This window comes from Glutamicibacter sp. FR1 (assembly GCF_047300825.1).
Taxonomy (GTDB): Bacteria; Actinomycetota; Actinomycetes; order Actinomycetales; family Micrococcaceae; genus Glutamicibacter; species Glutamicibacter nicotianae.
Genome location: NZ_CP178602.1, coordinates 815484 through 841676, shown reverse-complemented (window position 1 = coordinate 841676; position 26193 = coordinate 815484). Strand labels below are relative to the sequence as shown.

18 protein-coding genes are annotated in these 26193 nt (G+C 64.2%); 2 read left to right on the top strand and 16 right to left on the bottom strand.

Annotation, left to right across the window (positions count from 1 at the left end):
- Nucleotide 1: 1 nt before the first annotated feature.
- The 6 genes from ligA to ACLQ8T_RS03940 form a co-directional block, all read right to left on the bottom strand.
- Nucleotides 2–2278: an NAD-dependent DNA ligase LigA gene (ligA, locus tag ACLQ8T_RS03965; RefSeq protein WP_413455756.1), complete on the bottom strand. Its 2277-nt coding sequence runs from the start codon at nucleotides 2276–2278 to the stop codon at nucleotides 2–4.
- Nucleotides 2279–2325: 47 nt separating this feature from the next.
- Nucleotides 2326–3282, bottom strand: a complete 957-nt coding sequence (locus ACLQ8T_RS03960) for a PP2C family protein-serine/threonine phosphatase (protein WP_052253520.1) — start codon at nucleotides 3280–3282, stop codon at nucleotides 2326–2328.
- Nucleotides 3282–4493 carry an adenylate/guanylate cyclase domain-containing protein gene (locus tag ACLQ8T_RS03955; RefSeq protein WP_204721004.1) on the bottom strand — a complete coding sequence of 404 codons (1212 nt, stop codon included), beginning with the start codon at nucleotides 4491–4493 and terminating at the stop codon, nucleotides 3282–3284. The genes ACLQ8T_RS03960 and ACLQ8T_RS03955 overlap by 1 nt, the downstream gene beginning before the upstream one ends.
- Nucleotides 4490–5038, bottom strand: a complete 549-nt coding sequence (locus ACLQ8T_RS03950) for a hypothetical protein (protein ID WP_413455755.1) — start codon at nucleotides 5036–5038, stop codon at nucleotides 4490–4492. The genes ACLQ8T_RS03955 and ACLQ8T_RS03950 overlap by 4 nt, the downstream gene beginning before the upstream one ends.
- 86 nt (nucleotides 5039–5124) lie before the next feature.
- On the bottom strand, nucleotides 5125–5991 hold the full coding sequence (locus tag ACLQ8T_RS03945) for a biotin--[acetyl-CoA-carboxylase] ligase (RefSeq protein WP_204721000.1): 867 nt from the start codon (nucleotides 5989–5991) through the stop codon (nucleotides 5125–5127).
- Nucleotides 5992–6049: 58 nt separating this feature from the next.
- On the bottom strand, nucleotides 6050–6907 hold the full coding sequence (locus ACLQ8T_RS03940) for an SDR family oxidoreductase (RefSeq protein WP_204720999.1): 858 nt from the start codon (nucleotides 6905–6907) through the stop codon (nucleotides 6050–6052).
- Nucleotides 6908–7102: 195 nt separating this feature from the next.
- Here ACLQ8T_RS03940 and ACLQ8T_RS03935 point away from each other — a divergent pair, with 195 nt between their 5' ends.
- Both ACLQ8T_RS03935 and ACLQ8T_RS03930 read left to right on the top strand, forming a co-directional pair.
- Complete coding sequence (locus ACLQ8T_RS03935; RefSeq protein ID WP_204720997.1) at nucleotides 7103–8713, top strand: acyl-CoA carboxylase subunit beta; 1611 nt, start codon at nucleotides 7103–7105, stop codon at nucleotides 8711–8713.
- A gap of 52 nt (nucleotides 8714–8765) precedes the next feature.
- Nucleotides 8766–8984, top strand: coding sequence for an acyl-CoA carboxylase subunit epsilon (locus tag ACLQ8T_RS03930; RefSeq protein WP_413455754.1), 219 nt, complete (start codon nucleotides 8766–8768; stop codon nucleotides 8982–8984).
- Between the two features lie 79 nt (nucleotides 8985–9063).
- Here ACLQ8T_RS03930 and ACLQ8T_RS03925 read toward each other — a convergent pair whose 3' ends face one another.
- The 10 genes from ACLQ8T_RS03925 to ACLQ8T_RS03880 are packed head-to-tail and all read right to left on the bottom strand — an operon-like array spanning nucleotide 9064 to nucleotide 26131.
- Nucleotides 9064–9765: a hypothetical protein gene (locus ACLQ8T_RS03925; protein WP_413455753.1), complete on the bottom strand. Its 702-nt coding sequence runs from the start codon at nucleotides 9763–9765 to the stop codon at nucleotides 9064–9066.
- A gap of 18 nt (nucleotides 9766–9783) precedes the next feature.
- Nucleotides 9784–11334: a protein kinase domain-containing protein gene (locus ACLQ8T_RS03920; protein ID WP_413455752.1), complete on the bottom strand. Its 1551-nt coding sequence runs from the start codon at nucleotides 11332–11334 to the stop codon at nucleotides 9784–9786.
- Nucleotides 11331–13298 (bottom strand): FHA domain-containing protein, encoded by a 1968-nt coding sequence (locus tag ACLQ8T_RS03915; RefSeq protein WP_413455751.1) that lies wholly within the window; start codon nucleotides 13296–13298, stop codon nucleotides 11331–11333. Before ACLQ8T_RS03915 ends, ACLQ8T_RS03920 begins: the two co-directional genes overlap by 4 nt.
- Nucleotides 13295–14119, bottom strand: coding sequence for a protein phosphatase 2C domain-containing protein (locus tag ACLQ8T_RS03910; protein ID WP_204720990.1), 825 nt, complete (start codon nucleotides 14117–14119; stop codon nucleotides 13295–13297). Before ACLQ8T_RS03910 ends, ACLQ8T_RS03915 begins: the two co-directional genes overlap by 4 nt.
- Nucleotides 14116–14439 carry an FHA domain-containing protein gene (locus tag ACLQ8T_RS03905; protein ID WP_413455750.1) on the bottom strand — a complete coding sequence of 108 codons (324 nt, stop codon included), beginning with the start codon at nucleotides 14437–14439 and terminating at the stop codon, nucleotides 14116–14118. Before ACLQ8T_RS03905 ends, ACLQ8T_RS03910 begins: the two co-directional genes overlap by 4 nt.
- Before the next feature lie 24 nt (nucleotides 14440–14463).
- Nucleotides 14464–15213 (bottom strand): RDD family protein, encoded by a 750-nt coding sequence (locus ACLQ8T_RS03900; protein ID WP_413455749.1) that lies wholly within the window; start codon nucleotides 15211–15213, stop codon nucleotides 14464–14466.
- Nucleotides 15204–17558 (bottom strand): DUF4129 domain-containing transglutaminase family protein, encoded by a 2355-nt coding sequence (locus ACLQ8T_RS03895; RefSeq protein ID WP_413455748.1) that lies wholly within the window; start codon nucleotides 17556–17558, stop codon nucleotides 15204–15206. Before ACLQ8T_RS03895 ends, ACLQ8T_RS03900 begins: the two co-directional genes overlap by 10 nt.
- Nucleotides 17555–18874, bottom strand: a complete 1320-nt coding sequence (locus tag ACLQ8T_RS03890) for a DUF58 domain-containing protein (protein WP_128469713.1) — start codon at nucleotides 18872–18874, stop codon at nucleotides 17555–17557. The genes ACLQ8T_RS03895 and ACLQ8T_RS03890 overlap by 4 nt, the downstream gene beginning before the upstream one ends.
- A complete protein-coding gene (locus tag ACLQ8T_RS03885; protein ID WP_413455747.1) occupies nucleotides 18874–19884 on the bottom strand; it encodes an AAA family ATPase in 1011 nt (336 codons plus the stop codon). Before ACLQ8T_RS03885 ends, ACLQ8T_RS03890 begins: the two co-directional genes overlap by 1 nt.
- Before the next feature lie 49 nt (nucleotides 19885–19933).
- A complete protein-coding gene (locus tag ACLQ8T_RS03880; RefSeq protein WP_413455746.1) occupies nucleotides 19934–26131 on the bottom strand; it encodes an Ig-like domain-containing protein in 6198 nt (2065 codons plus the stop codon).
- Between the last annotated feature and the right edge of the window lie 62 nt (nucleotides 26132–26193).

Genomic DNA, 26193 nt, shown 5'->3' with positions numbered 1-26193 from the left:
TCTAGCCTTCCGTTGGTGCGGTGAGTGCTGCCTTGCGTGCTGCTTCCGGTCCTTGCTCCAGCAGGATGCCGAATCCGGCTTCGTCCAGTACCGGAACGCCCAGGGACTGGGCTTTGTCCAGCTTCGACCCGGCGGATTCGCCGGCCACCAGGAAGTCGGTCTTCTTCGAGACGCTGCCGGTGGCCTTGCCGCCACGGACAATGATCGCTTCCTTGGCGGTATCCCGGGAATAGTTCTCCAGGGTACCGGTCACCACGATGGCCAGGCCTTCGAGGTTCTTGGTGATGTTCGCATCCTGCTCGTCTTCCATCTGCACGCCGGAGGCCTGCCAGGAGGAGACGATCTCGCGGTGCCAATCCACCGTGAACCAGTCAACCAGCGCTTCGGCGATGATGGTGCCAACCGAATCGATTTCGGCCAGTTCCGCCACCGCGTTGCCCGAGTCCAGGACCTGAAGCAGGGCGTCCATGGAGCCGTAGCGGGTGGCAATGGCCCGCGAGGCGTTCGGGCCGACGTGACGGATGGACAGGGCTACCAGCACCCGCCACAGCGGGTTGCCCTTGGCCTTCTCCAGCTCATCAAGCAGCTTCAGGGTGCTCTTGGTCGGCACCGAAGGCTTTTTGGCGGTGGCCTTGGAATAGAAGTACGGGACGAGCTCGTACTTGCCGGTGCCCTCCCCCTTGGAGCGCTTTTCCCGCCAGACCTTGACTTCTCCAAGCTCGTCGAGCTTGTCCTTGAGGTTGAACAGGTCAGCCTCGTTCTTCAGCGGGCCGGTTCCGGCGGGCAGGATGACGCCGCCCTGGGTGGCCGGGTCCTCGCCCGGACCGCTGGTCAGGGCAGCTGCCGCTTCGTAGCCGAGGGCTTCGATGTCCAGTGCACTGCGTCCGGCAAGGTAGGCCACGCGCTCGGTGAGCTGTGCCGGGCAGGATTCAGCGTTGAGGCAACGGATATCCACGTCGCCTTCCTTGGCCGGGGCCAGCGGTTGCCCGCAGGAGGGGCATTCGGTGGGCATGACGAAATCACGCAGGTCCTCGTTGCCATCGCGCAGCGGGAGCACCGGGCCGACAATCTCCGGGATGACGTCTCCGGCCTTGCGCAGGATGACGGTGTCGCCGATTTTGACGTTTTTCGCCTTGACGACTTCCTGGTTGTGCAAAGTCGCGCGCGCGACGGTGGAGCCGGCGACGAGGACTGGTTCCATCACGCCGAAGGGGGTCACGCGGCCGGTGCGGCCCACCTGGACCTGGATGTCCAGCAGCTTGGTGTGCACTTCTTCGGGCGGGTACTTGTAGGCGACGGCCCAGCGCGGAACCCGCGAGGTGTAGCCCAGCTGTTCCTGGGTGGCCAGGTCATCGACCTTGATGACAATGCCATCGATGTCGTGGATCAAATCATGGCGCTTCTCGCCGTGCTCGGCGATGTAGTCCTTGGCTTCTTGGCGGCTGCCGACCACGCGGCCGTACGGAGAGACCGGCAGGCCCCAGCTGCGCATCAGCTCATAGGCCTGGGACTGCTCGGTCAGGTTGAAATCGCGGCTGCGGCCCAGGCCGTGCACGAACATGCGCAGCGGACGCTTGGCGGTCTGCTCCGGATCCTTCTGGCGCAAGGACCCGGCGGCGGCGTTGCGCGGGTTGGCCAGCGGCGCCTTGCCCTGGGCGATCAGTGCCTCGTTGAACTTGTTGAAGTCCTCGGTGGCGATGAAGACTTCGCCGCGGACTTCGAATTCCGCAGGCCAGCCGGAGCCGGACAGCTGTTGCGGGATATCGCTGATGGTCAGCGCATTGTGGGTCACGTCTTCGCCGGTGGTGCCGTCCCCGCGGGTGGCCGCGCGAACCAGCTTGCCCTCGCGGTAGGTCAGGTTCAGTGCCAGGCCGTCGATTTTGACTTCGCACAGCCACTTGACCGGGGTCTGCGGGTGCAGGCGTTCGGCGTTGGCCTGGGCACGCTCCAGCCACGCGTCGAGTTCATCAAGCGAGAAAACGTCTTCCAGCGAGTACATCCGGCTGGCGTGGGTGACCGATGCGAACGCTGCGGAGGCTTCGCCGCCGACTTCCTGGGTGGGCGAATCCTGTCCAGCAAGGATGGGATAGGTCGCCTCAAGCAGCTGGAGCTCCTGGAATAACGCGTCGTATTCCGCGTCGGAGACCAGCGGAGCATCATTTTGGTAATAGGCCTCGCGGTGGGCGCGGATCTGCTCGACCAGCTGTTCATAGCGGGTCTTGTCGGCTTCCGGCGGTACGTTGGTGGCCTCAACTGGTGCTGCGTCTTTTTCACTCACGTATTCAATTGTGCCCCACCGGCGGACTGTTTAGCTGGCTTGGAGCCCTAGTTCCCAGGTGCGTCCGCTGGTGCGGGTTCGGCTGCCAGCACGTCAATCACGATCACTGCGATGTTGTCCCGGCCGCCGGCTTCCAGCGCAGCCGCAGTGAGTATTCGGGCCGCTTCGGTGCGGTCCTTGTAGTTCACCAGCAGGGTCTGCAAAATGTCTTCGGTCAACTCGCCGGAGAGCCCGTCGCTGCACAGCATGTAGCGGTCGCCGATGCGTGGCTGCAGGACGGTGACGTCCGGCTGGCTTTCGGCGCCTGCGCCCAGGGCGCGGGTAATCAGGTTCCGGTGCGGATGGTTGCGGGCTTCCAGCTCGGTGATCTGCCCGGCATCCACCATTTCCTGCACGGCCGAGTGGTCGCGGGTCAGCTGCTGCAGCGCACCGTCGCGCAGCCGGTAGCCGCGCGAGTCTCCCACGTTGACCAGCAGCAGGCTCGGGACTTCCTCGGTGGCCACCGGCAGCGGCGCGGTAGCAGGAGCCAGGTTGGCGCGGTGGTTCTCCAGCATTTGCGGAGTGATCTTGGAAATCACGTCGGTATTCTGCGTCATTGCGAAGCTGGAGGTCCACGGCGGAACGGCGGCCAGCGGAGCGGTCACGCTGTCCCGGCCCTTGCTGGGGGTCTTGATCTGCACCAGGGCGCACAGGGTGGTGCCGCCGCGCGATTCAAGCGCTTCGCGGATGCGGTCATCGGCCAGCTGCACCTGCCGCTGGACATCCGGCACCGAGGGCAGTTTCCGCACCGAGGTCTTATTGGCGAAGGTGCAGATTTCTTCCATGGTTTCCACCGCAAGCTGGCTGGCCACCTCGCCGGCTTCATGCCCGCCCATGCCGTCGGCAACCGCGTACACGATGTCGTGCATCAGGATGCGGTCCTGGTTCTGCGAGCGCTTGCGTCCCACGTCCGTCAGGCCCGCCGCGGCGAGGATGAAGGGAACCGGTGCTGGTTCATTAGCCATCAGTCAATCACCAGTCCTGCTCCCTCGCCTGCCGAGAGTTCGTAGGGTTGGATATCCCCGAAGCCACGCACCGCGGTGATTTCCTGGGCGGTGAGCACAAAGCGTGCATCATTGCGCAGCGTATTCGCGGTAATCGCATCGGTCAGCACGGTGCCAGGCTCGGCCAGCGAGGTCAGCCGGGCCGCCATGTTCACCGTCGGTCCGTAGATATCGCCCAGGCGCGAGAGCAGCCGGCCCCAGACCACCGCTCCGCGGGTTTGCGGGAAGAGCTCGTCCTTGGCCAGCTCGCGCGAGAGGGACAGCGCGATCTGCGCGCCGGCCTGCGGGGTTTCTGCCACGTAGAGCACTTCATCGCCGATGGTCTTGACCAGGCGGCCGCCGCCCACGGAAATGATTTCCGCGCATTTGGCCTCGAAGCGCTGGACCAGCTGGGCCAGCGTGCGCTCGTTCATGCGCCGCGACAGCGAGGTGTAGGAGACCAGGTCGGCGAAGCCCACCGCACGGGCCAGCGGCAACGGGGTGCCGCCATCGTCCTCGCCGCGGTCCTGGTTGTAGGCGGCCACACCGGTTTCCACGCGCAATGCCATGCGGTGCACGGCGGAGTTGAGCTGGCGGCGCCACGAGTAGAGCAGCAGGTCCTCGATGGCTGGGATGATTTCAGGCAGCAGGCTGAAAAGCTGGCGGCGGGCTTGGCGGTCGGACAGGTTCTGGTTGGCGATCATGTCCTCGACCAGTGCCTCGATTTGCCAGACCACCATGCGGTCGGTCATCTGGCCCACCGAGCGCATCAGCGAGATGGCGGTTTCCTCGGTCAGCGCGCCTTCGCGGACCATGCCCACCATGGTGCCCAGGGCTTTCTTGTCGGCCTCGGTGAAGAACACTTCGTCATCGCTGAGTTCCGGGAAGCCTATGGCGCGCCACAGCTTGCGTGCCGAGTGCAGGGAGACCCCTGCCTCGGAAGCGACTTCGCGTCGGCGGAATTCGCGCTGGCCGCCGATGAGCCGTTTTTCCAGCGAGGCGACGGTGTCGCGGACAGCCTCGGGGGTGTGGGCCGGAATGCGCAGCGGGCCTTCCATGGCCTCGGCAAGTTCGAGAATTGGATCCGATTCGGCGGGGGTTGCCGCGGGAGCGTGCTGGCGGGCGCCACGGACAGCCTCGGCGGCGGACTGCGGAGAGTCTGCCCGAGGTGTGTTGGTGTGCTCGGTGCTCATGCCCCCATGCCCTCACTGTTCGTCGTTTCGGTGTGCGCCATACTCTGGCTGCTGCGCAGGTTCGCCATCGCCTCCATTGCCAGGGAACGGAAATACTGTACCGAGGGCACATGCGAGAGCCGCACGTATCCCTGGTTCAGCACGATATCCAAGGTTCCCGCACGCGTCATGGCATTTTTCGCCTTGCTGTGCGCGACCAGGTCGCGAACTGTAAATAATCCTACAGATTGCAGCTTGCCGTCGTTATACGTCGGCCGGAACATGATCCGCTCGGTAGTCAGCACGATGCGGCTGCGCAGCCACCGGGCCCAGGGAATCACGCTCCAGATGAGCACCAGCGCGGCCCAGAGGACTACCGCAACGATCATCCACACATTTGCATTGGAAGCCAGCCCGTCCGAGAGATCGTCCCGGGAAAGATAGCCAAGCGAAAACGTGCACAGTGCGGTCAAGACGAGGAAGGTCCCCACGGGCTGGCGCAGTACTCGGGAATGCTCACGAGTCTTGATGATCACTCGTTCCCTTTCATGCAGCGGCAACTTCATCGTGTTGTTCCTCATCCCTCCTGTTCCCGGCTGAATGCTTCGGTCGTCTCTTCCAATACTAGTCCCGGGCCAATACCCAAGCCGGGTTAGGCATACTTTCCATCGGCGCGCCGCACGTGGTGCACGTCGCCTGCCAGCACATGTTCACGCTGCCCGGTGCCGTGCTCCAGCACCAGCGAGCCATCGGTGCCCAGCTCTATGGCAGTGCCCACCAGCGTGGACCCGTCAGGGAATTCCACACGCACGTCATGTCCCAGCGTGGCCAGCTTGGCGCTGACTAGCTGGTGCAAGGATTTCCCGTTGCTTGCCGGCAACGGCATCTGCGCCATGCCGCCGACTTGGCGGAATCCCCGGTCCAAAGCCGCAAATTGCTTCAGGTACTCGGCCAGCAATTCGGTGCGGTTCAGGTTCTTCGCACCGGCCAGCCGCAGGGATGTCGCGGTAGAAACCGGAAGTTCCTCCCGGCTCTGGTTCACATTGATTCCGGTCCCGACCACCACGCCGTAGCCGTTGCCGACAGGAACCATTTGCGCCAGGATGCCGCAGACTTTCTGCTCGCCAGCCAACAGGTCGTTGGGCCATTTGATCCCCAGTGGAACGCCGCAGGTATTCTCGGCCGCCCGGCTCCAGGCCAGCGCCGCCAGCATGGTGTACCAGGACAGGGATTCGGGAGGGAAACCAGGTCCGGGCACGGCCAGGACGCTGACGGTGAGGGAAGATCCTGCCGGGGTCACCCATTCACGGCCCAAGCGCCCCTTGCCGGCCTGCTGGTGCTCGGTGTAGTACACGCTGAGATGGCCGGCCTCGCCGGTGCTGGCCAGTTGCGCCAGCTCGGTATTCGTAGAACCGGAGGTTGGCTTGAGATTGACCAGCCCCAAATCCAACGGGGCGGTGAGCTCATTGAAGATCCGGGGATCGAGAACAGCGCGGTCGGTGCCATACGGGTTTTCCATATCTCCAACCCTATGGCACCGGCCGCCCATTTTTCCCTGTTTTACCCCGCTTGACCGCCTACAGGAAGATGTCCTGGACCAGCGGGATCTGCGGGTTCAGGGTGTACTTCTCCAGATCCGTTTCCCCGGCCAAGGTCAGCACCTGGCCGTCGGTGAAGAAATTGCCGCTGACGCCCGCGGGCGGGCTGGCAAGAATTGCCATGGCAGCGTCTGCCACGACCGAAGAGTCGCGTGCGCCCTGGACCATTTTCTGCCCGCCTGGCAGGTTGCGGATTGCTGCGGTGTCGATCAGTGTTTCAGGCCAGAGCGAGTTCACCCCGATGCTGTCTTCCTTCAGCTCTTCAGCCAGCCCAAGGGTGGTCAGCGACATTCCGTACTTAGCCATGGTGTAGGCCAGGTGCTGCCCTGCCCACTTGGGGTCCAGGTTCAGCGGCGGGGAGAGGGTCAGGATATGGGCGTGCTCGGAGGCGCGCAGGTACGGGAGCGCGGTCTTGGACAGCAGGAAGGTGCCTCGGACGTTGATGTCCTGCATCAGGTCGTAGCGCTTCATATCGACTTGGTCGGTCTTGGCCAGGTTGATGGCCGAGGCGTTGTTGACCACGATGTCGATGCCGCCGAATTTCGCCACCGCTTCCTCCACGGCGCGCTGCACGTCGGCGTCCACGCGGACATCGCCGACAACGGCTAAGCCCTGGCCGCCGGCTTCCTCGATCTGCGCAACGGCGGTATGGATGGTCCCTTCCAGCGTCGGGTGAGGAGTATCGGTCTTGGAGAGCAGAACCACGTTGGCCCCTTGCCGGGCTGCGGCCAAAGCGATGGCCAGGCCGATGCCGCGGCTGCCGCCGCTCATCAGGATGGTGCGGTTCTTCAGGTTGCCGGGAACGGGCGCGATAAGAGTGCGTGATTCAGTAGTCATGTGATACAGATTACTCGATGATCCACCACTAAGCTACCGCCCAGTAACTTATTCTGGCGTGCCACGCACCAGATATCGGGCCATTTTGTAAGATTCCTACAACCGGAAGAGCTGTTTCCACAGCTAGACTAACTTGGATGGCATTTTTCTTGTGCTATTCCTACACATTGATGACAACTCAAGGGAGTCGAAGGCATGACGCAGGGCAGAACTGAGGCAGCCGAGTCAATCGACCTGTCCACCACCGCCGGAAAGCTTGCTGAGTTCCGCCGCCGCCAGAAGCTCGCTGAAGCGCCAAGCGGCGAAGCGGCGATCGAAAAGCAGCACTCCCGCGGCAAGCACACTGCCCGCGAACGCATCGAAATGCTCATGGACGAAGACTCCTTCGTCGAGTTCGACGCACTTGCAGTCCACCGCTCCACCGCCTTCGGCATGGAGAAGAAGAAGCCATTGGGCGATGGCCTGGTCTCCGGCTACGGCACCGTGGATGGCCGCTTGGTGGCCGTCTACTCGCAGGACTTCACCGTCTACGGCGGCTCGCTTTCCCAGGTCAACGGCGAGAAAATCGTCAAGGTCCAGGAATTCGCACTGCGCAACGGCTGCCCGGTTGTCGGCATCCTCGATGGCGGCGGTGCCCGCATCCAGGAGGGGGTCGCGTCCCTGGCCATGTTTGCTGACATCTTCCGCAACAATGTCCACGCTTCGGGCGTTGTCCCGCAGATCTCGCTGATCATGGGACCATCGGCCGGCGGCGCAGCCTACTCCCCCGCACTGACCGATTACGTGATCATGGTCGACAAGACCAGCCACATGTTCATCACCGGCCCGGACGTCATCAAGACGGTCACCGGCGAGGAAATCGACATGGAAACCCTGGGCGGCGCCCGCCAGCACAACGCCAATACCGGCACCGCCACCTATCTCGCCTCCGACGAGGAAGACGCTGTGGAGTTCTGCAAGGAACTGCTGGACTTCCTCCCGTCCTCCAACCTCTCGGATCCGCTGATTGCCGAATTCGATGAAGAACCGGATATCACCGCCGAGGACCTGGAGCTCGATACGCTCATCCCGGATTCGGCAAACCAGCCTTATGACATGCGCACCGTGATCGAGTCGGTTGTCGATGATGAGCACTTCTTCGAGATGCAGTCGCTCTACGCACCGAACGTGATGATTGGCTACGCCCGCATCGAAGGCCGCACCGTGGGCATTGTCGCCAACCAGCCAATGCAGTTCGCCGGCACCTTGGACATTGCCGCCTCGGAAAAAGCCGCCCGCTTCGTGCGCAACTGCGACGCCTTCAACATCCCGATCCTCACCTTCGTGGACGTGCCGGGCTTCCTGCCGGGCAAGGACCAGGAGTTCCAGGGCATCATCCGCCGCGGCGCGAAGCTGCTCTACGCGTACGCCGAGGCCACCGTGCCGAAGCTGACAGTGATCACCCGCAAGGCCTACGGCGGAGCGTACATCGTGATGGGCTCGAAGAAGCTGGGCGCAGACCTGAACCTGGCTTGGCCGACCGCGCAGATCGGCGTGATGGGTGCCCAGGGCGCGGTCAACATCCTCTACCGCCGCGATCTGGCCGCTGTGGAAGCCGAAGGCGGAGACGTCGAGGCTCGCCGCAAGCAGATCATCGACAACTACGAGGCCGAACTGCTCAACCCGTACCAGGCGGCTGAGCTGGGCTACGTGGATGCGGTCATCGCCCCGAGCGAGACCCGCTTCCAGCTGGTTCGCGGCCTGCGAGCGCTGCGCGAGAAGCACGCCACCCTGCCTCCGAAGAAGCACGGCAACATCCCGCTGTAAGCGGCAGATTCTGCCCGACCAGTACCCACCAGAACCACAAAGGAGCACGCCGATGGAACAGAACAGCGCCTTGCCTGCTGCCCCGCAGATCCGTGTCACCAAGGGAAACCCGAGTGACGAGGAATTGGCGGTGGTCACTGCATTGATCGCTGCCATGGGCAATGCTCCAGCGCCTGCACCTGAGGCCGCAGAGCCCAAGAAGCGCGTGGATCGGATTCGCCGGCGCCGCGCACTCGTCCCGCGTTTGGGCTGGACTATCGGACGGCGCTGAGCATTCCAATGGCCAATGGGCTGGACAATTCCGCAAGGAATCGTCCAGCCCATTGGCCTTTGGCGTATCAGCCGGGAACCTAGTCTTCGTCGGGTACTTCGGAATCCAAGATGGCCAAATCGGCACGGGTGACCAGATGCGAACTCACCGCGTGCTCCACCAGCCGGGCGCGACGGTTGGTGGCCAGTTTTCCGGGCCCCCCGCGCAGTCCGGCAACGCCAGCTTTGTCCAATTTGTCGCACACGTTATCGAGTTTGCGATTGAACTTCGTAATTCCCCACCCCAGCCGTGCGGCAGCCGCCGCGCTGGTGGGAATCGAGCTAAGCCCGGTGCCTTCGCGGCGCAGCATCGGCTCAGCCAAGACCACGACCAGCGCCCGCTGGGCGCTGGTCAGCAGCACCGGCCCAATGGTGGTTTCGCCGCACGCATCGTATTCCAGGTAGTCCTGCCGGAATGCCGGCTGCGCGACATGAATCGACAGCTCATAGGTGGTGGGACCGGCAGTGAACACCACGCCCACCCGATTGAGCACCAGCGGCAGGCTCGACTCCGGCGACAGCCAGGCTTGCAGGCCGCCGGTTCGATCCGCAATGGTCGCGGTCAGCCGGCTGCCCACGTTGTTGAGCCACCACAGTCCGCTGTGCTTGCTAATTGTCAGGAAGTGCCGGTGCAAGTACGGATTGTCGTCGATTGCGAGATCGCCTTCACGTCCGATGGTGAAGGGTTTGTCATCTTGGACAGGATAGTACTGCCCGCAGTACTCGATAGTTACTTCACTCATCGCTTATGCCTACCTTCCTTAACCTGCGCCCGTGCAGAATCGTGCTCCATCCGAGATACGTCCATCATCGCGCACGAGCTTGACCTCGATACAAGTTTGCCCGCCTTCGCCGATGTCTGTAGTCGCACTGGGAGACTTCGTCTGCTTGAACTCTCCCGTTTCCGTTGCGGTAATGGGAGCCCAACGGTAATGGTCGTCCTTATTCGGTTCCGGATTGGACCAGCGGAAGGTTACCGTTTCTCCCACCGTGGAGTACTCGAAATTATCCACCTTGGGGACGGTGCCGCCAACTAATGCGTCCTTGGGACCGTCCGTGGCGGTAATGGGCGGGCCGGTACGCTGCGCGGCATCCTGCTCCGGCAAGAACGTGTTTGCAATGAAGGCGCCGCCAACCAAGAGGAACAGCACTATGCCCACCACGATGAATACCTTCGGCAGGCTCTGGCGCGGCTTCGGCTCTGCACGCTTGGCCAACGGTGTTCCGGCTTCGTCTTGCGCTTCATCATCCGGGCTCGGACCCGCCGCAGGTTCCTTCGGCATGTGCAGCCGCGGTATCGGCGCTGACGGTCGTACCCGCTGAGCCTGTTGCCCGGGAACGGAAGAAATCATCGGTGTGGAAGGCAACGGACGCTGCACGTCGCTTATCGAAATGACATTGCGGACGCGCGTGCTTTCGCCGTCCTCCTCCTCGACCGCTTCGGCAGGTTCTTCAATGACCTCAAAAGGAGTGACCGAGAAGCCCAACTCGATCTGGATTCGCTGCAGGGAGCGGGCGAATTCGGCGGCCGAGCCGAATCGCGAAGCAGGGTTCTTCGCCATGGCTACCGACAACGCCTGGTTCAGCGACTCGGGAACGTCAAGGCGCTCCAACGGCTTCAATGGCGAATTGCAGATCCGCTCAATGAGCACTGGCTGCGCATTATCCTGTCCCGGGCGGACGAACGGCGAATGCCCTGCCAAAACCGTATAGATCGTGGCACCGAGCGAGTACACGTCCATGCGCACGCCCGGAGGAGTGTCGCCGATGAACGCTTCCGGGGCGGACCATGGCACCGACAGCCCTGCGGTGTGCGATCCGATAGTTCCCGAGATGCCGAAGTCGGTCAGTGCCGGCCGGTTGTAGTCGGTGGTCAGCACATTTCCCGGCTTGATATCGCGATGCACGATGCCCGCAAGATGCGCCGTATGGACCGCTGAGCACAATTGGATGGCCAAGGCCAGCGTTTCATCGATGCTCAAGACACCGCGACGGTAACGGGCATCCAAGGACGGCCGGGAGCAATACTCCATGGCCAGATAGGAACGTCCGTCATCGGTGATCTCCGCTTGGTAGATCGTGACGATATAAGGATGGGTGGACAACTGGGCCATCAAGTTGGCCTCCGCCTCGAAACGTTGGCGGGCTTCCTCATCACTGACATCAGCCAGCAGCACCTTGACCGCCACCTTGCGGTTGGGCCGGTGCTGCTCGTAAAGATAGACATCGGAGAATCCGCCGGTACCCAGTGGCTTGACGTACGCGAATCCCGGTATTTGCGGTGCCGGAGCTGGCGCGCGCTTTGAGCTCACGGCAGATCCTCGAAGCGGATGCTGACGCCATCACCCAAGTCAGCGACGTCGCCGTTGATCAGCATGATCTCCTGGTGGCGGGACACGCGCCGTGGCCGCTGCCCTTCGCGCAGCAGCACGGTGCCATTGGTGGCACCAAGGTCCACCAGTTGCACATGCCATCCCTCCACACGCACGTGCAGGTGCGAACGGGAGATGTCGCCGCTGGGGCTTTCAACCTTCAGCAGGCGGGGCTCGCTGTCGGATTTGACGGCTGCTGCGTTTGGCTGGCGTCCGAGAACCACCGAGCGGTTCAGCTCGTGGGCGTATTCGCGGGTACCTCCGTGGTCGCTGACAATCATGCGGCCCATGGCAGGCTTGCGAACCTGCTGCGCCTGGGCGGTCAATCGCTCGCCGCATTCCCTGCACGTCGACGCGGTGGGTGGATTGGGGTGCCGCTTGGAGCAAGAGCGCGCCAGGATGAATTCATTCAGGGACACCGAACTTTCTGTACCGTCCTTGGCATCTAACCCTGATGAAGGCCTGGATTTCGGAACACTGGAGCCGCGGATGATCGTGTGCTCGTCGTCAGCTGGCTCAGCGGGAGGCGCAGCGATGGCAGGTCCTGCCGGGCGGGGCTTAATAATCGTGTCCTGGTCATCGCCCTGGCCGGTATCGTAAACGGTCTCTGCCGCACCTCTGGCTCCGAACAGCTGCCCGGCAAGCGATAGTTCCTCCGAGAAAACTTCCTGCTCGTACTGCGCTGGATCCTGGGTTGCTTCTGAGTCAAAGGTCCTGTCGTCCTCGGCGTCCTCTGCCGATGCCTTCGCGGACTTGGCTTCATCGGCCGCCTTGGCAGCGTCGGCTGCACGTGCCAGCACGTCAGCTGGGCCCTTGGGATCTGCAGCTTCCTTGGCTGGTGCAGCGTTCGGTGCGGCAGCAGGCTTGGCCTCCGCCGGTGCCGTGTCCTTTGCTGGCGGTGCAGCTGACTTGGCAGCCGCTGGTGCAGGATTCTTTGCTGGCGCATCAGTTGGTTTGGCCGCATCAGGTGCGGAAGCAGCCTTAGCCGGAGCAGAAGCTGGCTTGGCCGCAGCCGGTGCCGGGTCCTTTGCTGGCGCCGCAGCCGGCTTACCAGCATCTGGCTTAGCAACAGCTGGCGCAGGATTCTTTGCCGGCGCCGCAGCCGGCTTAGCAGCGGCAGGCGCAGGGGTCTTTTCCGCAGCCGGCTTAGCAGCGGCAGGCGCAGGGGTCTTTTCCGCAGCCGGCTTAGCAGCGGCAGGCGCAGGGGTCTTTTCCGCAGCCGGCTTAGCAGCGGCAGGCGCAGGGGGCTTCTCCGCAGCAGGCTTAGCTTCGGAAGGTGCAGGAGTTTTTGCCTGAGCTACCACAGGTTCTGCAGCATCAGATCCTGCAGCGGGCTTAGCCGCAGCAAGAGCCGGAGCCTTCGCCGGAGCAGCGGCAGACTTGGCATCAGCCGGTGCCGGGGCTTTAGCCGGTGCCGGGGCTTTAGCCACGGCTGGGGTCTTTTCCGCAGCGGTGGGGTCCTCTCCTGCGGCCCATTCCAGCTGCGATACGCGTACGATGCCTTCGCCAATTGGCAGCGCGAATGTGGCTTCGGCTTTCGCCGAACCGGTGCCCAGCGTCCACGACTTCGACTCCCCCAGCTTGCGTTCGGCCCAGGTCGCGATGCCTGCGCCGCTCACCTTCTCCTCGCCGGAGGCAGACCGGGCGATGAATTCCGGGGCACCGCGCAGGATCAGATGCGGTGCGCTGTCACGGGAGATCAAAGCGAAGTTCGGCAGGTCGGCAATGTTCATCTGGTACATCGGCAACAGCTCCGAGAGCAGAGCGTCCACCGTGGTCTTCCCAGCGAGCTTGGCCCACAGGCCATTGACCTGTTCTGCGCTTGCACTGAAAGGAAGGAGGACAATGTGCTGGCCATTGACCAGGGCGTACCAGTCTCCGGGAAGGTAACGCAGGCTGTTCATGATTTCTCCTCTTGGTGGCTCGTAGTCGATATGCGCGGAATAGTAATGCCAACATCGTCGGGGTGCCCATGCTCCACATCGGCAACGATCACGCTGATATTATCGCGTCCCCCGGCATCCAGAGCCGCTTGGACCAATTCTTCGGAAGCTTGCTGGGGATCCGGGAACCGCGCAAGGATTTCCTGGATTGCGGGATCGCCGACTTCGCTGCTCAGACCGTCAGAGCAGACCAGGATGCGCTCCTTCCCTGCCAGCGGCACCAGCCAGTAGTCCGGTTGGCTGTTGGCGTTGATTCCCAAGGCGCGGGTGATCACATGCCGGCGCGGATAGGTGGCTGCCTGCTTGGCATCCAGCTCTCCGATATCCATCAATTCCTGCACCTCGGAGTGATCGACGCTGACCTGTTGCAGCACTCCCTGCGTCCACAAGTAGGTGCGCGAATCGCCCACATTGAACACCAGCAGCTGGGGTTCTTCCGCTTGCCCGCTGGTAGCGCCTGCATCAATCAGCACGGCCCCGGCCAGGGTGGTGCCGGCTCGACCCGAGCCCGCCTCCACGATGCTGCGATCAGCTACGGCCAGCAGGGTATCCAAGGTCTCTGGATCCAGCTGCGCGCCGGCATCCATGAATCCATCGCCAAGGATCTTGAGGCACAGGGCGCTGGCTATTTCGCCTGCTTCATGCCCGCCCATGCCGTCGGCAATGGCCAGCAGCCGTTCAGAGGCCAGCAAGCTGTCTTCGTTCAGGGCGCGGCGCAGTCCACGGTCAGTTGCCTGGCCGTGGCTGAATCTGAGGCTTGCCCCAGGGTTGAGATCTGTCACGGATGTTCCACCTGGAAATAGCGGTCGCCAAAGTACACCGTATGGCCAATCATTGCCTGCTCCGGCTTGCCCGGAACAAGTTCGCGCACGTTCCCGTCCTCGTCGACAATGCACGAGCCGTTGCCCGAATCCCGGTCGGTCACCCAGACGCTGCCTACGCCTGGCTGGATCAGCAGATGCGTTTTGGAGACCGTGCGGTCCGGATCATCCAGTGCAACCAGGTGGACACCCACATCGCCATCCGAGTACGAGGGGTTGCGCCCGATCAGGATGCTGCCGGCCAGGTCGAGGCACTGGCTATCGTCGAAGAGCAGATGCACGGCATCCGGGGATTGCGGACGAATTTACGTATGACCGAGGTCTTCATCCGGATCAGCTGCGGCCTCGGTGGAGGGAACCTCAACGATCTTCGCTTCCTGCTTGGGCCGCGCGGCGGGACGGGGACGAACCGATTCCTGCGCTTCGGGGGCAGCGACGCGCACAGCACCTGGCACCGAATCGATGACTGCACCAGAAGTGCCCTGCGCATCGTCCGGCTCCCCCACAAAGCGGCGGCCCGGAGCATACTGCTGCGGAGGCGCGAAGGACTGCGGCCCTGCGGCGCCCCCGGTGGTCAGCGGGTCGCGCCCAGCCTTGATATCCAGCACCAGCGTCCCGGCCACCTTGTCATGCCAGCCCTGCTTCTTGCCGTTCGCATCGAAGTGATTGGAGATGACCATCAGCACCGATCCGAGAATCGGGACGATGCCTGCCACAGCGATCAGCAAGCGGCGGATGATGGTTTTGCCCCATCCCGGACGCTCGCCCTTGAGGGTGGTGGTCCGCAGCCCGAGGAGCACATTGCCCAGGGTCTTGCCCGAGGTAGCTTCCCACCACCACAAGAACACCGTGTAGGCCAGTGTGAGGACGCTGTACAGGATATATGTTCCGGCGATTTCGTCCGCAAGCTGCGGAGCGCTCAGCGAGGCCACCATCCTGGAGGCGATCATCGGCAGGAAAATCACCGACAGGACCAGCACCGGCAGGAAGTCGATCAGCCATGCGAGCAGCCGCTGGGTAGTTCGGGCATCGACCAGATCCATCTTTACCGCCATGGCTTCCTCCGGTTTTTCTGTTGCAGTATTCGTGCCGTCTTGGCGGTCTTCGCAGCCAGCTCATGTATCAGGGATCGTGGGGAGTACTTCACGCGCATCCTGCCGAAGAATCCTAGCGGTTCCTGCATCTTCCGGGTATGCGCAATGACATCTTCCCAATACTTCCGTACCTGTTCCTCGGTCGGCTGCTCATGGGAGAAGTTCGCCGCGTCCGCACGCTGCGCCAGGGAGCGCACCGGATCGGACAGCGCCGGGAAGCCGGCGGCCAGCACGCTCGCGCTTTCCCGCCGGGTCGCGCCGTTGGCCGTAGCGATACGGTGATCCGTGGCATGGCTGAGCAGTTCCTGCCAACCTCCGCTCATGCGGTCCCCTGTGCTGCCGGACTTCGCCCGCTTCTCGCGACGGCGCAGCTTCAGCAGGGCAATCAGCAGCAGCGGCGAAAGCAGGAGCAGCAGCGACCCCAGCGAAATGCCGACAACGATGATGACCTGTCCCCAGCGCTCCCAGAAGGTTTCCGGTTCCTCTTCCACTTCCTGCGGCTCCGGTGCAGTTTGCGGCGGCAAGTCGGCTTCTTCCTGCGCCGGCGGCGGAGGCTGCAGCACCTGCGGCTGCGGCACGGCCTTGGGTTCCTGTTCCGGAGGGGTCGGCTGCTCATCCTCGTTGGGCGTCGGGTTGAAAGCAACCCAGCCCACATCTTCAAAGGCGATCTCCACCCAGGCGTGGACATCGGAGCCCTTGATTTCGACCGCCTTTTCAGGCGCGTATTCCTCGGGATAGAAGCCCATGACCACGCGCGCAGGAATACCCTGCTCGCGGGCCATCAGCGCCATCGCAACAGCATACTGCTCGTCATCGCCAATCATCTGCTCGGCATCGAGCAGGCTGGTGATGCGTCCCGCGCCGTGCCCGGACAGCGAGGGCACCTGTCCCTCGGTGCCGTTGGAGAAGAACCCGGTTCCGGAGAGCATCGCTTCGATGCTCCGCACACGCTCCAGGTCCCCGCGGCCCGATCCGGTGAATTCAGCGGCTTTCGCTCCCGCTATGGCTGGCACATTGGCCAGCTCAGGCATGCGGAACTGCGCCAAGTCCAGTTCGTTGAGCTGCTCATCGCTGGGCTTGGCCGGGAACAGCACCTTCGCCGTGTAGGCATCGCCCTCCGCCAGCCCGATGGAGCTCAGCGCGCTCTCGGAGGAATCGCTGTAGAACAGCGAACGGGCCAGTTCATCTTCACGCCCGCCGGTCAGTTCCATGCCCAGCAGCTTGCCACCGGACGGAACCCACACGCCTTGATAGTCCTTGATCGAGAATTCAAGCTCGGCGGCTTCGCGGCCTTCCACCGTGTCGGCCGAACGGATATCGCTGGCATCGCCCACCGGGGCGAAACTGCCACCCGCGGACGGATCCACGTTGATGACCATGCCGTTGTAGGAATCCAGGGCGGCCAGGCGGATGCGCTCGTCCTTGGGCAGGCCCTTGACGGTCATCAGGGTGTCGTCAGCCATCGTTTTCACATATTTGCGGAAACGCGTCAGGGGGCTTGGGTAGTCATAGAGGTCCACCGGCGGTTCCAGTGCATCGCGCAGCACCTGGCGCGGGGTTTCCGGGGCCAGCAGCGGCGTGGCCGCCGCGGTTGCGACGCCGGCACCGGCCAGCACCAGGGTTCCGGCAATCACGCGGCGCAGCAGGAGCTGCTTGGAACCCTGGGAGTCAAGCTTCTCGTGGTTCAGCGAACTGAATCCGCCGGAAACGCGCGTGTCGATGAAGCGCCGCCAGGCAAGCCAGCCGACCAGCACCGCGATGAAGGAGACGCCACGGGCGACGGGCATCGGCACATCGCGGGTGCCGAAGACAATGCCGAGCACGAACATTGCCAATAGCGGCAGCAGCGTCCAATACGGCGAGCGCAAATGCCAGGCGGCCAAGCCGGCCAGCAGCGCGGTGAGCAGCGCGGACAGGAAGGCCACAATCAGCACTCCGCCGTAGGAACCTACCGGTGGCGCCACGGTGAGCATGTCTTTCCAGCTGAAAACCAGGCCGGTCAGCAAGGTGCGCAGGGATTGGCCGGTGGGCAGGAGGCCAAAGGCTGCCTCGCGCGGGGTCGCCAACGGCGTGCCAAGCACGAGGTACAGCAGCGCGAACAGGCCCAGGGTCCGCCAGGTGCCCAGCTTGAAATGCACATTGGCCCAGGCCAAGGCCAGGCCGGCAACCAGTCCGCCAACGGCAGCGAGGATGAAGTTCAGGCTCGCGCCGTAGGCTTCCAGCAGACCCAGCGCGCCAAGCACCAGGGCCAGGGCGAGGCAGGCCGCGTCGACGCCATAGCGCCAGAGGGGAATCGTCTGTTTCATGCCACGGCCTTTCGCAGCATCACGCCGAGTTCTTCCAGCTTGCCGAGGCTCAATACGGTCAGCTCGCCAATATTCGAGCGCGAAGGTTCAATCCCGGTTTCGCAGCGGATGGCGATGGCGCGCACGCCGGCCGGCACGTGCATCCATGCCTCGCGCAGCGATTTGGCGCTGGTTCTGGTGCCGGTGAGGAAGAAAATCACCGAGGCGCCGGGCACCGTATCAGCGGTGTGGCGCACCACGTCCACCAGATTCTCGCGCTGGCCGGTGGCCGCCTCGATGCGGGTCAGCCCGTCCATCATCTGCCGGCCGCTGCCGGTGCGCACCGGGCCCTGCTGGGTCAGGATGGCCAGCTTGCGCTGTTCGGCCACGGCCTGCTGGCCGATGGAGGCCGCCACCGAGATGGCCAATTCGAAATCCTCCTCGGCGTGCGCCTCGGCGTACTCGTCCAGGTTGGTGCTCAGCGACAGGGCCAGGTGCGAGCGCCGGGTCTCTTCGAACTGGCGGACCATCAGCTCGCCGGTGCGGGCCGTGGACTTCCAGTGGATGTGCCGGCGGTCATCCCCCGACTGGTATTCGCGCAGGGCGTGGAAGGACACGTCGGAATTCGAGAGGTCGGCGGTGGGCATGCCTTCCAGGTCGCGGATGAACCCGGCCGAGGAACCATCCAATGCGGTGGTGCGCGGATGGATGAACAGCTCGTAGCTCTCGGTCCATTTCACCTGCCGGCGCAGGATCGCAAAGGGGTCCTGGCGGACCGAGCGGACCGGACCCACGTCCAGCACCTGGCGGCGCTGGGTGGGGATGGTGAACAGGTCCTCATGCGTTTGCTGCGGTTCCAGGCGCGGGATCCGGAACTGGGCGGCCCCATGGCCCACCGGAAGTTCCATCATCACCGGTGCCGAGCTGCGCGAAGCCTTGTTGGCTACCTGCATGGCTCCCACGGCGCGGTCCCCCACGGCCACACGGGTGCGGTGCAGATCCAAGTCGACGCTGAAGTCGTTGCGACCCAGGACGAATCCCACCGAGGCAAGCAGCAGCACGGTGGCCATGAAGGCGCCCAGCAGGGCTTCCTGCCAGCCGAAGCTGGCGCCGAGGATCCACAGCAGCACCGCGGTGCCCAGCAGCACGAAGCCCAGCGGGGAGATGACCGTGGCGATCGGCGCGAGGTATCGGGTGGACAGTTCCCTGGCTCGCGCGATGGCAGGGCCCAGGTAGTCGCGCAGCACCGCCATGGCCTCGCTGGCCATGGCCAGCGACGTCTCGGCCCCGCGATTCAGCTTGCTGTTCCGTGCAGGACGCTTAGCTCGTCGGCTCATTAATGCTCGTCCTGGTCCTTGCTCTCGGCTTCGGCGGAGTCCTCGTCGCCGCGGCGGGTCGGGGCCGGGATCTTGCGCAGCACCGAGGCGATCACCTGCTCGGCGGTGGTGCCGGTGAACTCGGCTTCCGGATCCAGCACGAGGCGGTGGGTGAAGACATGCGGCGCCAATTCCTTGATGTCATCGGGCAGCACGTAGTTCCGGCCCTGGCTGGCGGCCCAGACCTTGGCCGCGCGCACCATCGCCAGGGCGCCGCGCACCGAAACCCCCAGCCGGGTGTCGGCGGAGTCGCGGGTCGCTTCGCACAGGGCTGCAACGTATTCCAGCACGGCCGTATCCACGTGCACGGTGGTGGCCAGTTCGGCCATTTCCACCACAGCTTCGGTGGTGATGATGGCGTTCAACGCTGCCGAGCGGTCGCGCTGGGTGCTGCCCGAGAGCAGCGCCACGGTGGCCTCGCGGTCGGGGTAGCCGATGGAGGTCTTGATCAGGAAACGGTCCAGCTGCGCTTCAGGCAGCCGGTAGGTGCCTGCCTGCTCGATCGGGTTCTGGGTGGCGATCACCATGAACGGGCGGGCCTGCGGGTAGGTGGTGCCATCGACGGTCACCCGCCCTTCTTCCATGACTTCCAGCAGCGCCGACTGGGTCTTGGGCGAGGCGCGGTTGATCTCGTCGGCCAGCACGAGGTTGGCGAAGATCGGCCCGTGGTGGAAGTCGAATTGGCCGCTGCGCTGGTCGTAGATGGTGATGCCGGTGACGTCCGAGGGCAGCAGGTCCGGGGTGAACTGGATGCGCGAGTTGCTGCCGCGCACGGTGGCGGCCAGCGAACGGGCCAGCATGGTCTTGCCGGTGCCCGGGGCGTCCTCCAGCAGCACGTGCCCCTCGCTGAGCATGGCGGTGAGCACCAGCTTGATGGTCTGCTCCTTGCCCAGCACGGACTGGCCGACGTTGGACACCAATTTGGCGAAGGTATCGCAGAACCAGTTGGCCTGCTCGGTGCTCATGGTCATGGCAGTGTTTGTTCTTTCTGTACGTCTTGATGCCCGGCCGATGCCGCGCTTATCTGAAATTAACGTGGTCGGATTCGGTGCCATCGATGCGTGCGAAGTACGGCTGGGCGTATCCCGGCTCGATCACGCATGGCAGGTCCTTCGAGGCCCGGCCATTGCCGTCGACGTTGAAGGTCACGTAGTTATCCGAGAACATCCCGCCGGAGTGATAGCACTGGGCCAGGTAGGTGTGGGTTCCCGGGGCGAAGTTGTAGAGCTCCACGTGGTACTTGTAGCAGTTCGGCGGGCAGGTCGAGTTCGAGTAGCCGTTGTACATCGGTCCCTCGGACAGCTTCACCGAACGGGCCGGCTTCGGGTTGGTCTTCTCCGTCTTGGACCAGGACCTGGATTGGCCTTCGGTGTCCGTTGCCACGATCTTGATGGTGCGGCTGGTGGAGTAGCCCAGGCCGGTGACCTTCTGCGAGCCGTCGTTCTTGGTGCTGTTGCCGCCGATCTTCACCGTCTGGGTGACCTTGCGCCCGTTGGATTCCCCGGCGGCCGTATTCCAGCTGAAGGAGATCCAGTCGTTGCCGTGCGAGGAGGAAATCTTCGCGTTGTCGCGCAGCGGACCGTAGGCGCTGGTCTTGTTGCTGGCCGGGCTGGCGGTGCCGGCGCCAGCGGCATTCAAGGCCCGCACGCGCCAGGTGTGCGCGCTTCCGTTGGAACCGGTGTCGATCACCGAGCCCGGTCCGCCGAAGGACTTCCAGCTTCCGTCGTCGGTGGAGTACTGGTAGCCGGTGATCTTCGATCCGTTCGCGGCAGGTGCCTGGAAGTCCAGCCGCACCATGCGGTTGGCGCCCGTGGCCTTGGCGCTCACGCTGGATACGGCCTTGGGCCGTCCGTACGGGGTCACCGCCACCGACTTGGAGCTCTGTTCCGAGCTGCCCTTGCGGTTGGTGGCGGCAATGGTGAAGGTGTAGGAACCGGAGGTGCTCAGGCCGGTGACCGACTGGCTGGTCTGGTTGGCGGCAATGGAGCCGATGGTCTTCTCCAGGGTGCCGGACTTGAAGACGCGCAGGGTGTAGCCGGTGATCGGCGCGCCGTTGGTGCCCGGGGCGTTCCATGCCACGTTGACCACGCCGCCATCCACCGCGGAGTCCTTGCGGGCGGCGGTAGGCGCCGATGGCTTGAACGGCTTGCCCGCCGGGGTGACCGCTGCCGAGTAGGCGCTGAAGGCCGATGGCTTGGAGGCCTTGTTCACCGCGCGCACGCGCACCTGGTAGTCGGTGCCGTTCTTCAGGCCCTTCCAGGTGTAGGAGGTGCCGGTGATGCCGGTGACCTGGGTGACGCCATTGGCCGGTGCCGGGGAGATCTCCAGGGTGTAGCTCTGGATGGCCGAACCGCGGCTGACCGGGGCGGTCCATTTGAAGGCGGCCTGCTGGTCGCCGTCGGTGCCGGTGGGAGCGGCCGGCTGTTCGGGTTCCACGTCCGGACGGGCGTCGGCAGATTGCGCCGAGGCCGGGGATTCGCCGATCTCGTTGGTGGCGGTGACGGTGAAGTTGTACACGGTGTCGTTGGCCAGCGGGGTGATCGTGCAGGTGGTGGTGGCGCACTTCTGGGTGTGCCCGCCGCCGCGCACGGTGTAGCCGGTGATGTCCGAGCCGTTATTGGCCGGCGGGTCCCACTGCAGCACGACCTTCTGGTCGCCGGTGGACTGGACGCGAGGCAGTCCCGGGGCTTCCGGGGCGCCCTTGACGTTCAGCGTCACGGTGCCGATGACGTTGCGTGCCACATCTTCGGTGACATCGCCAATGGTGTATTCCACCCGCATGGTGCCCACGAAGTCGTCGTTCGGGGTAATTGCCACCTGGTCGCCGCGCTTTTCCACCGTCCCGGTGTCTTCCAGGGCGCGGGCGTTGATCAGGCGCAGCGGACCTTCATCAGCGTACGGGTTGTGGTCATTGGCCAGCACATCAACCACTTCGGTCTTGCCCTGGGCGGCATCGGGGACGTTGTCGGCCACGGCTACCGGCAGCTCGCGCACCGAGCCGGTAACGGTAATGGCCATGGCGGCCGGGACCGGCGGGTTGACGCCGTCGCTGACCGTGACGGTCACACTGCCGGTGGTGCCCTTCGGGGTCGATGCTTCGGCGCTGACCCTCAGGTTGTGCCCCTCGACCAGTTCGGCCCTCACGCCCTGGATGTCCACCGAGGCAATGGCGAACTTCAGGTTCGGGACGTCCTCTTCATTGGCATCGCCGGCGGCCATGCGCAGGTCCAGGAAGGCAGGCTCCTCGCCCTGGCCCACGGCCAGGGAATTGGCCTGCAGGGTCGGAGCGAAGTTCTCCTCGTCGGGCTGCTCCTCTTCTTCCTCTTCCTCTGGCTCGTCCTCTTCCGGCTGGCCTTCCTCGTTCTGGTTCTGGCGTTCCTCGGAATCGTTCTGGCGCGGTGCCGGGGTGACGTTGATCGGCAGGGTTAGCTTGGACTTCAGCCCCTTTTCATCGTCCGGGCCGGTGCCGTCGGTGACTTCGAAGCTGACGGTCGCCGAACCGTCGAAGTCCACCGGGGCGCGGAAGGACAGCTCGGTGGCGGACTTGACCAGTTCGCCGTCGTTCTGCGGCATCGAGGTCACCGATTCCTCTGTGGTCAGGCGCGGGGTGCGGCCATCGCGCACGAGGACCAGGTCCTCCAGATTCAGCGGCAGGACTTCTCCCGCCTGGACCTGCAGGTTCAGCCCGCTGCGCAGGATCGGCCGGGCTCCGGCGGTGCCCGGCACGTGGACGAAGGCCGTGGAGGTCAGTTCGTCGGGGTCGGTCAGGGTGTAGGCGATGATCTGCGCCTCTTCGGTGGCGGTAACCACCAGGCCGTCCTCGGTCACCTGGGCGGTGGACGGGTTGTCCGGCAGGCTGATTTCCAGCTCGCTGGAGCTGCCGTCCGGGTCCTCGTCGTTGCGCAGGATATCGACGGTCACCTGCTCATCGGCAATGACTTCTTCCAGCGACACCCGATCGTCGCGGGCAATCGGGGCGAGCAGCTGCGCCTCGGGATCGGATTTGACGCTCAGCGTGCCCGCCGCGGTGCCGCCGCGGCCATCGGAAATCATGTAGCGGATCGACACGTTGCCGTCTTCCGGAGGCGAGGTCAGGGTGACGCGGCCGTCAACGACTTCCACTTCAGTGCTGGATTCGGTGGAGACCTCGCTCATCAAGGCGATCGGGTCGCCGTCCGGGTCGGTGTCATTGTCCATCACGTCCACGGCGACCGGGCGGTCCGGGCGCACGGTCAGGAAATCGTTGACCGCTACCGGGGAATTATTGGATTCGGCCAGTGGCGCCACGCCGATCTTGATGGTGCCGGTGGCGCGGGCGCCCAGGCGGTCTTCCACCACGTAGCTGAATTCGTCGGTGCCCGAGGCATCGGGGTTGGCGGTGTAGTCGATGGAGGCCCCGCGGATCTTCGCGGTGCCCATGCGCGGCGAATCGCCGAATTGCACGAGCGACACCGAGTCGCCATCGGGGTCGATGGCGTCAATGGGGACCAGCACGTTGGTGCTGGATCCGGCGAACACGCGCCCGGTGACCGGTTCAGGGTTCGGAGGGCTGTTCTTCTCCAGGTCGTTGGCTTCCGCTTCGGGCAGCACGTTGAAGGTGACGCTGGCGCTGGTTTCCTGGCCGTCGGGTCCGGCCACGGTGTAGACCGCGGACACCTGCTTGGCCTTGCCGCCGAAGTCGCCGGCACGGAAGCGGATCGTCTCATCGGCGACCGAGATCAAGGATCCCTCGCCCAGGTCATCGGCTTCTTCCAGGTCCGGGCGCAGGATCAGCTCTCCGCCGTTGGGGTGGATGTCGTTTTCCAGGACCTTGACGGTGGCCACGTCGTTTTCGCGGACGGTGACGGTGTCGGGGTTGGCCTGCGGCGGATCCATGCGCGGCGGGGCCGGAATCGGGATCACCCGGATGGAGCCGGTCGCTTCGCGGGAGCCGTTGGAAACGGTGTAGCTGATGGTGGTGGGGTCGGTCAGGCCGCGCACGTCGGTGATGCGCACGAACGTATTGCGTTCCACCGAGGTGGAGAATGGCTTGTCGCTGGCGGTCTGCACGCCCGTGACCACCAGCACGCCGCCGCCCGGGTCGGTGTCGTTGCCCAGCACGTTGACCAGCACGTCCTGGCCGGCAGGCAGCAGGGCGACATCGCGGACAGCGATCGGGTCCTCGGCCTTTTCCTCCGGCTTCTTGATGTCGATGCGGGCCAAGCCTGGGGCGCTGGCCGGGCCGTTGGTGGCCATGTATTCGACATAGTAGGTGCCGGCGCGTTCGGCGCGGGCGGTCACGGTTCCGGTCTGCGCATTGGTCTTCAGTTCCAGTCCAGGCACATCGTCCACGCCGGCCAGGCGCAGTCCTTCTCCGGTGGGGTCCGTGTCATTCTCCAGCGGGGTGAAGCTGGCGGATTCATTGATGGTGGCCACCACGTGGTCGGTGGCGGTCACCGGCTTGACCACGGAGTCGGCCAGGACCTCGATCAGCACCCGGCCCTTGGTGCCTTCCTGGCCGTCGGAGACCTGGATGGCCAATTCCTTCTGGCCCAGCTTCTTTCCATCGTCCTGGAAGGTCAGGGTGCCATCGGGCTGGACCCGGATCACGTCATCGCCCTCGGAGGTGCCGCCGAGCAGGCGCAGGTCATCGCCTTCCGCGTCGGTCCAGTCGGTGAGCACGTTGTGGCTGACCGACTCGCCCTGCTGCACGCGCAGCACGGTAGTGCGCTGCTGTTCCGGTGCCTTGTTGGTGCCTTCGTCCACCACGTTCAGCTTGACCCTCGCGGTGTCCTGTCCCCCGCGGCCATCCTTGGTGGTGTAGGCGAAGCTTGCCCCGCCCTTGGCGTCCTCGGGAACCACAATCTGGAATCCGGTGCCGTCGTGGACCGGCTGGACTGCGCCAACCGAGGGCGCAGCGCCTTCCAAGCTGGCAGTGAGCAAGTCGCCGTCCGGGTCCACGTCGTTGTAGAGCACCGGGAGCAAGGTGGTGCGGCCGGGGCGCACCGAATAGGTGTCGTCTTCGGCAATCGGCTTCTTGTTCTCTTCGGTGCGGTTGGGCAGCTCGATGGCGTCGGTGATTTCCTTGGTTTCTTCTTCCTTGGCCTCGCCCTCGCCGGCAGGCGGTTCCAGATCGCTCCAGTTGCTGACGATTTCCATGCCTTCATTGGCCAGCCAGACCTGTCCCGAATGCACATCGTTCAACACGACCACGTCGCGGTTGACGCGGAATGCCAGTTCAGCGCCCTCGGTCATTTCCGGGATTCTGGTGTTCTGGTTATCGGCCGGGTTGTCGCAGAAGCGCAGGTATTCGCCGCTGGTCTGCCAGGCCGCGTAGGTGCAGGATCCCACGCGTACCGGCTGGATCGGGGTGCCGGCGGTTTCCAGCTGCTCGTAGTTGGTGTCTTTGCCGGACAAGCTCACCGTTGCCAGCGACTGGTCCAGCGCGACGGCAATGGTCTCGGCTTCCGGACCCGGGGACTGGATTTTGGCGTTGGCCGGGTTCTCCAGGATCGCGGAGCCGCCTTCGGAGGTGACCAGCTGGCCGCTGGCATCATCGAAGACCACGCCGACCTTGCCCACGGCCGAGAGCTGCGGCTTCTTCATTTCGGCCAGTTCGGGAATTTCGATTTCCTGGCCGAGCTCGGCTGTTCCGTCATCGTCAAGGGTGAAGCTGGACAGGGTTCCGGCGCCGATGTCTGCGGCCCAGATGGTGTCATCGGCGCCAACCACGGCGGCGACGTCGCCCTTGGATTCGATCAGCGGTTCGGCGCCTTCGCCTTTGAATTCCGCGATCTGCTCGAGGTTGCTGGCGTGGACGGTACCGTGTTCTGCGTCGGTGACTGCGACAACGGAGGCGCCGAAAGAGAAGGACGAGTTGGCAGGCAGGTTGTTGTCGCCGGCGAATTGCACCATCGCGGGATCGATGGTGGTCAATGATGCCTGTTCAATGTTGCGCACCAGCACGCTTTCCTCATGCTGGACCAGGTCGTAGTTGGCCAGAGGGGTGGCGACGCCGCCGTCAATGGTGCGCGACTGGTAGTTGACATGCCCGATTTTGCCTTCGGACTGATTCACCACCCAGACGCCGCCGTCGTTCAGTTCCACGTCAGCGGTTTCGAAGCCCGGATAGATAATGGCACCGGTTACGGCAAGCGCCGCCACCACTGGAATAGCAGTCACCTTGAAGCCGGTGCTTTTGAGCAGTCCGGTCCATCCGGTCGAAGCGGCTTTTGCCATCTAGAGGTCAGTCCTTGTTTTGCTGGTACGAGTGCGCGCTGGAATCCGGCCTTATTCCCCAA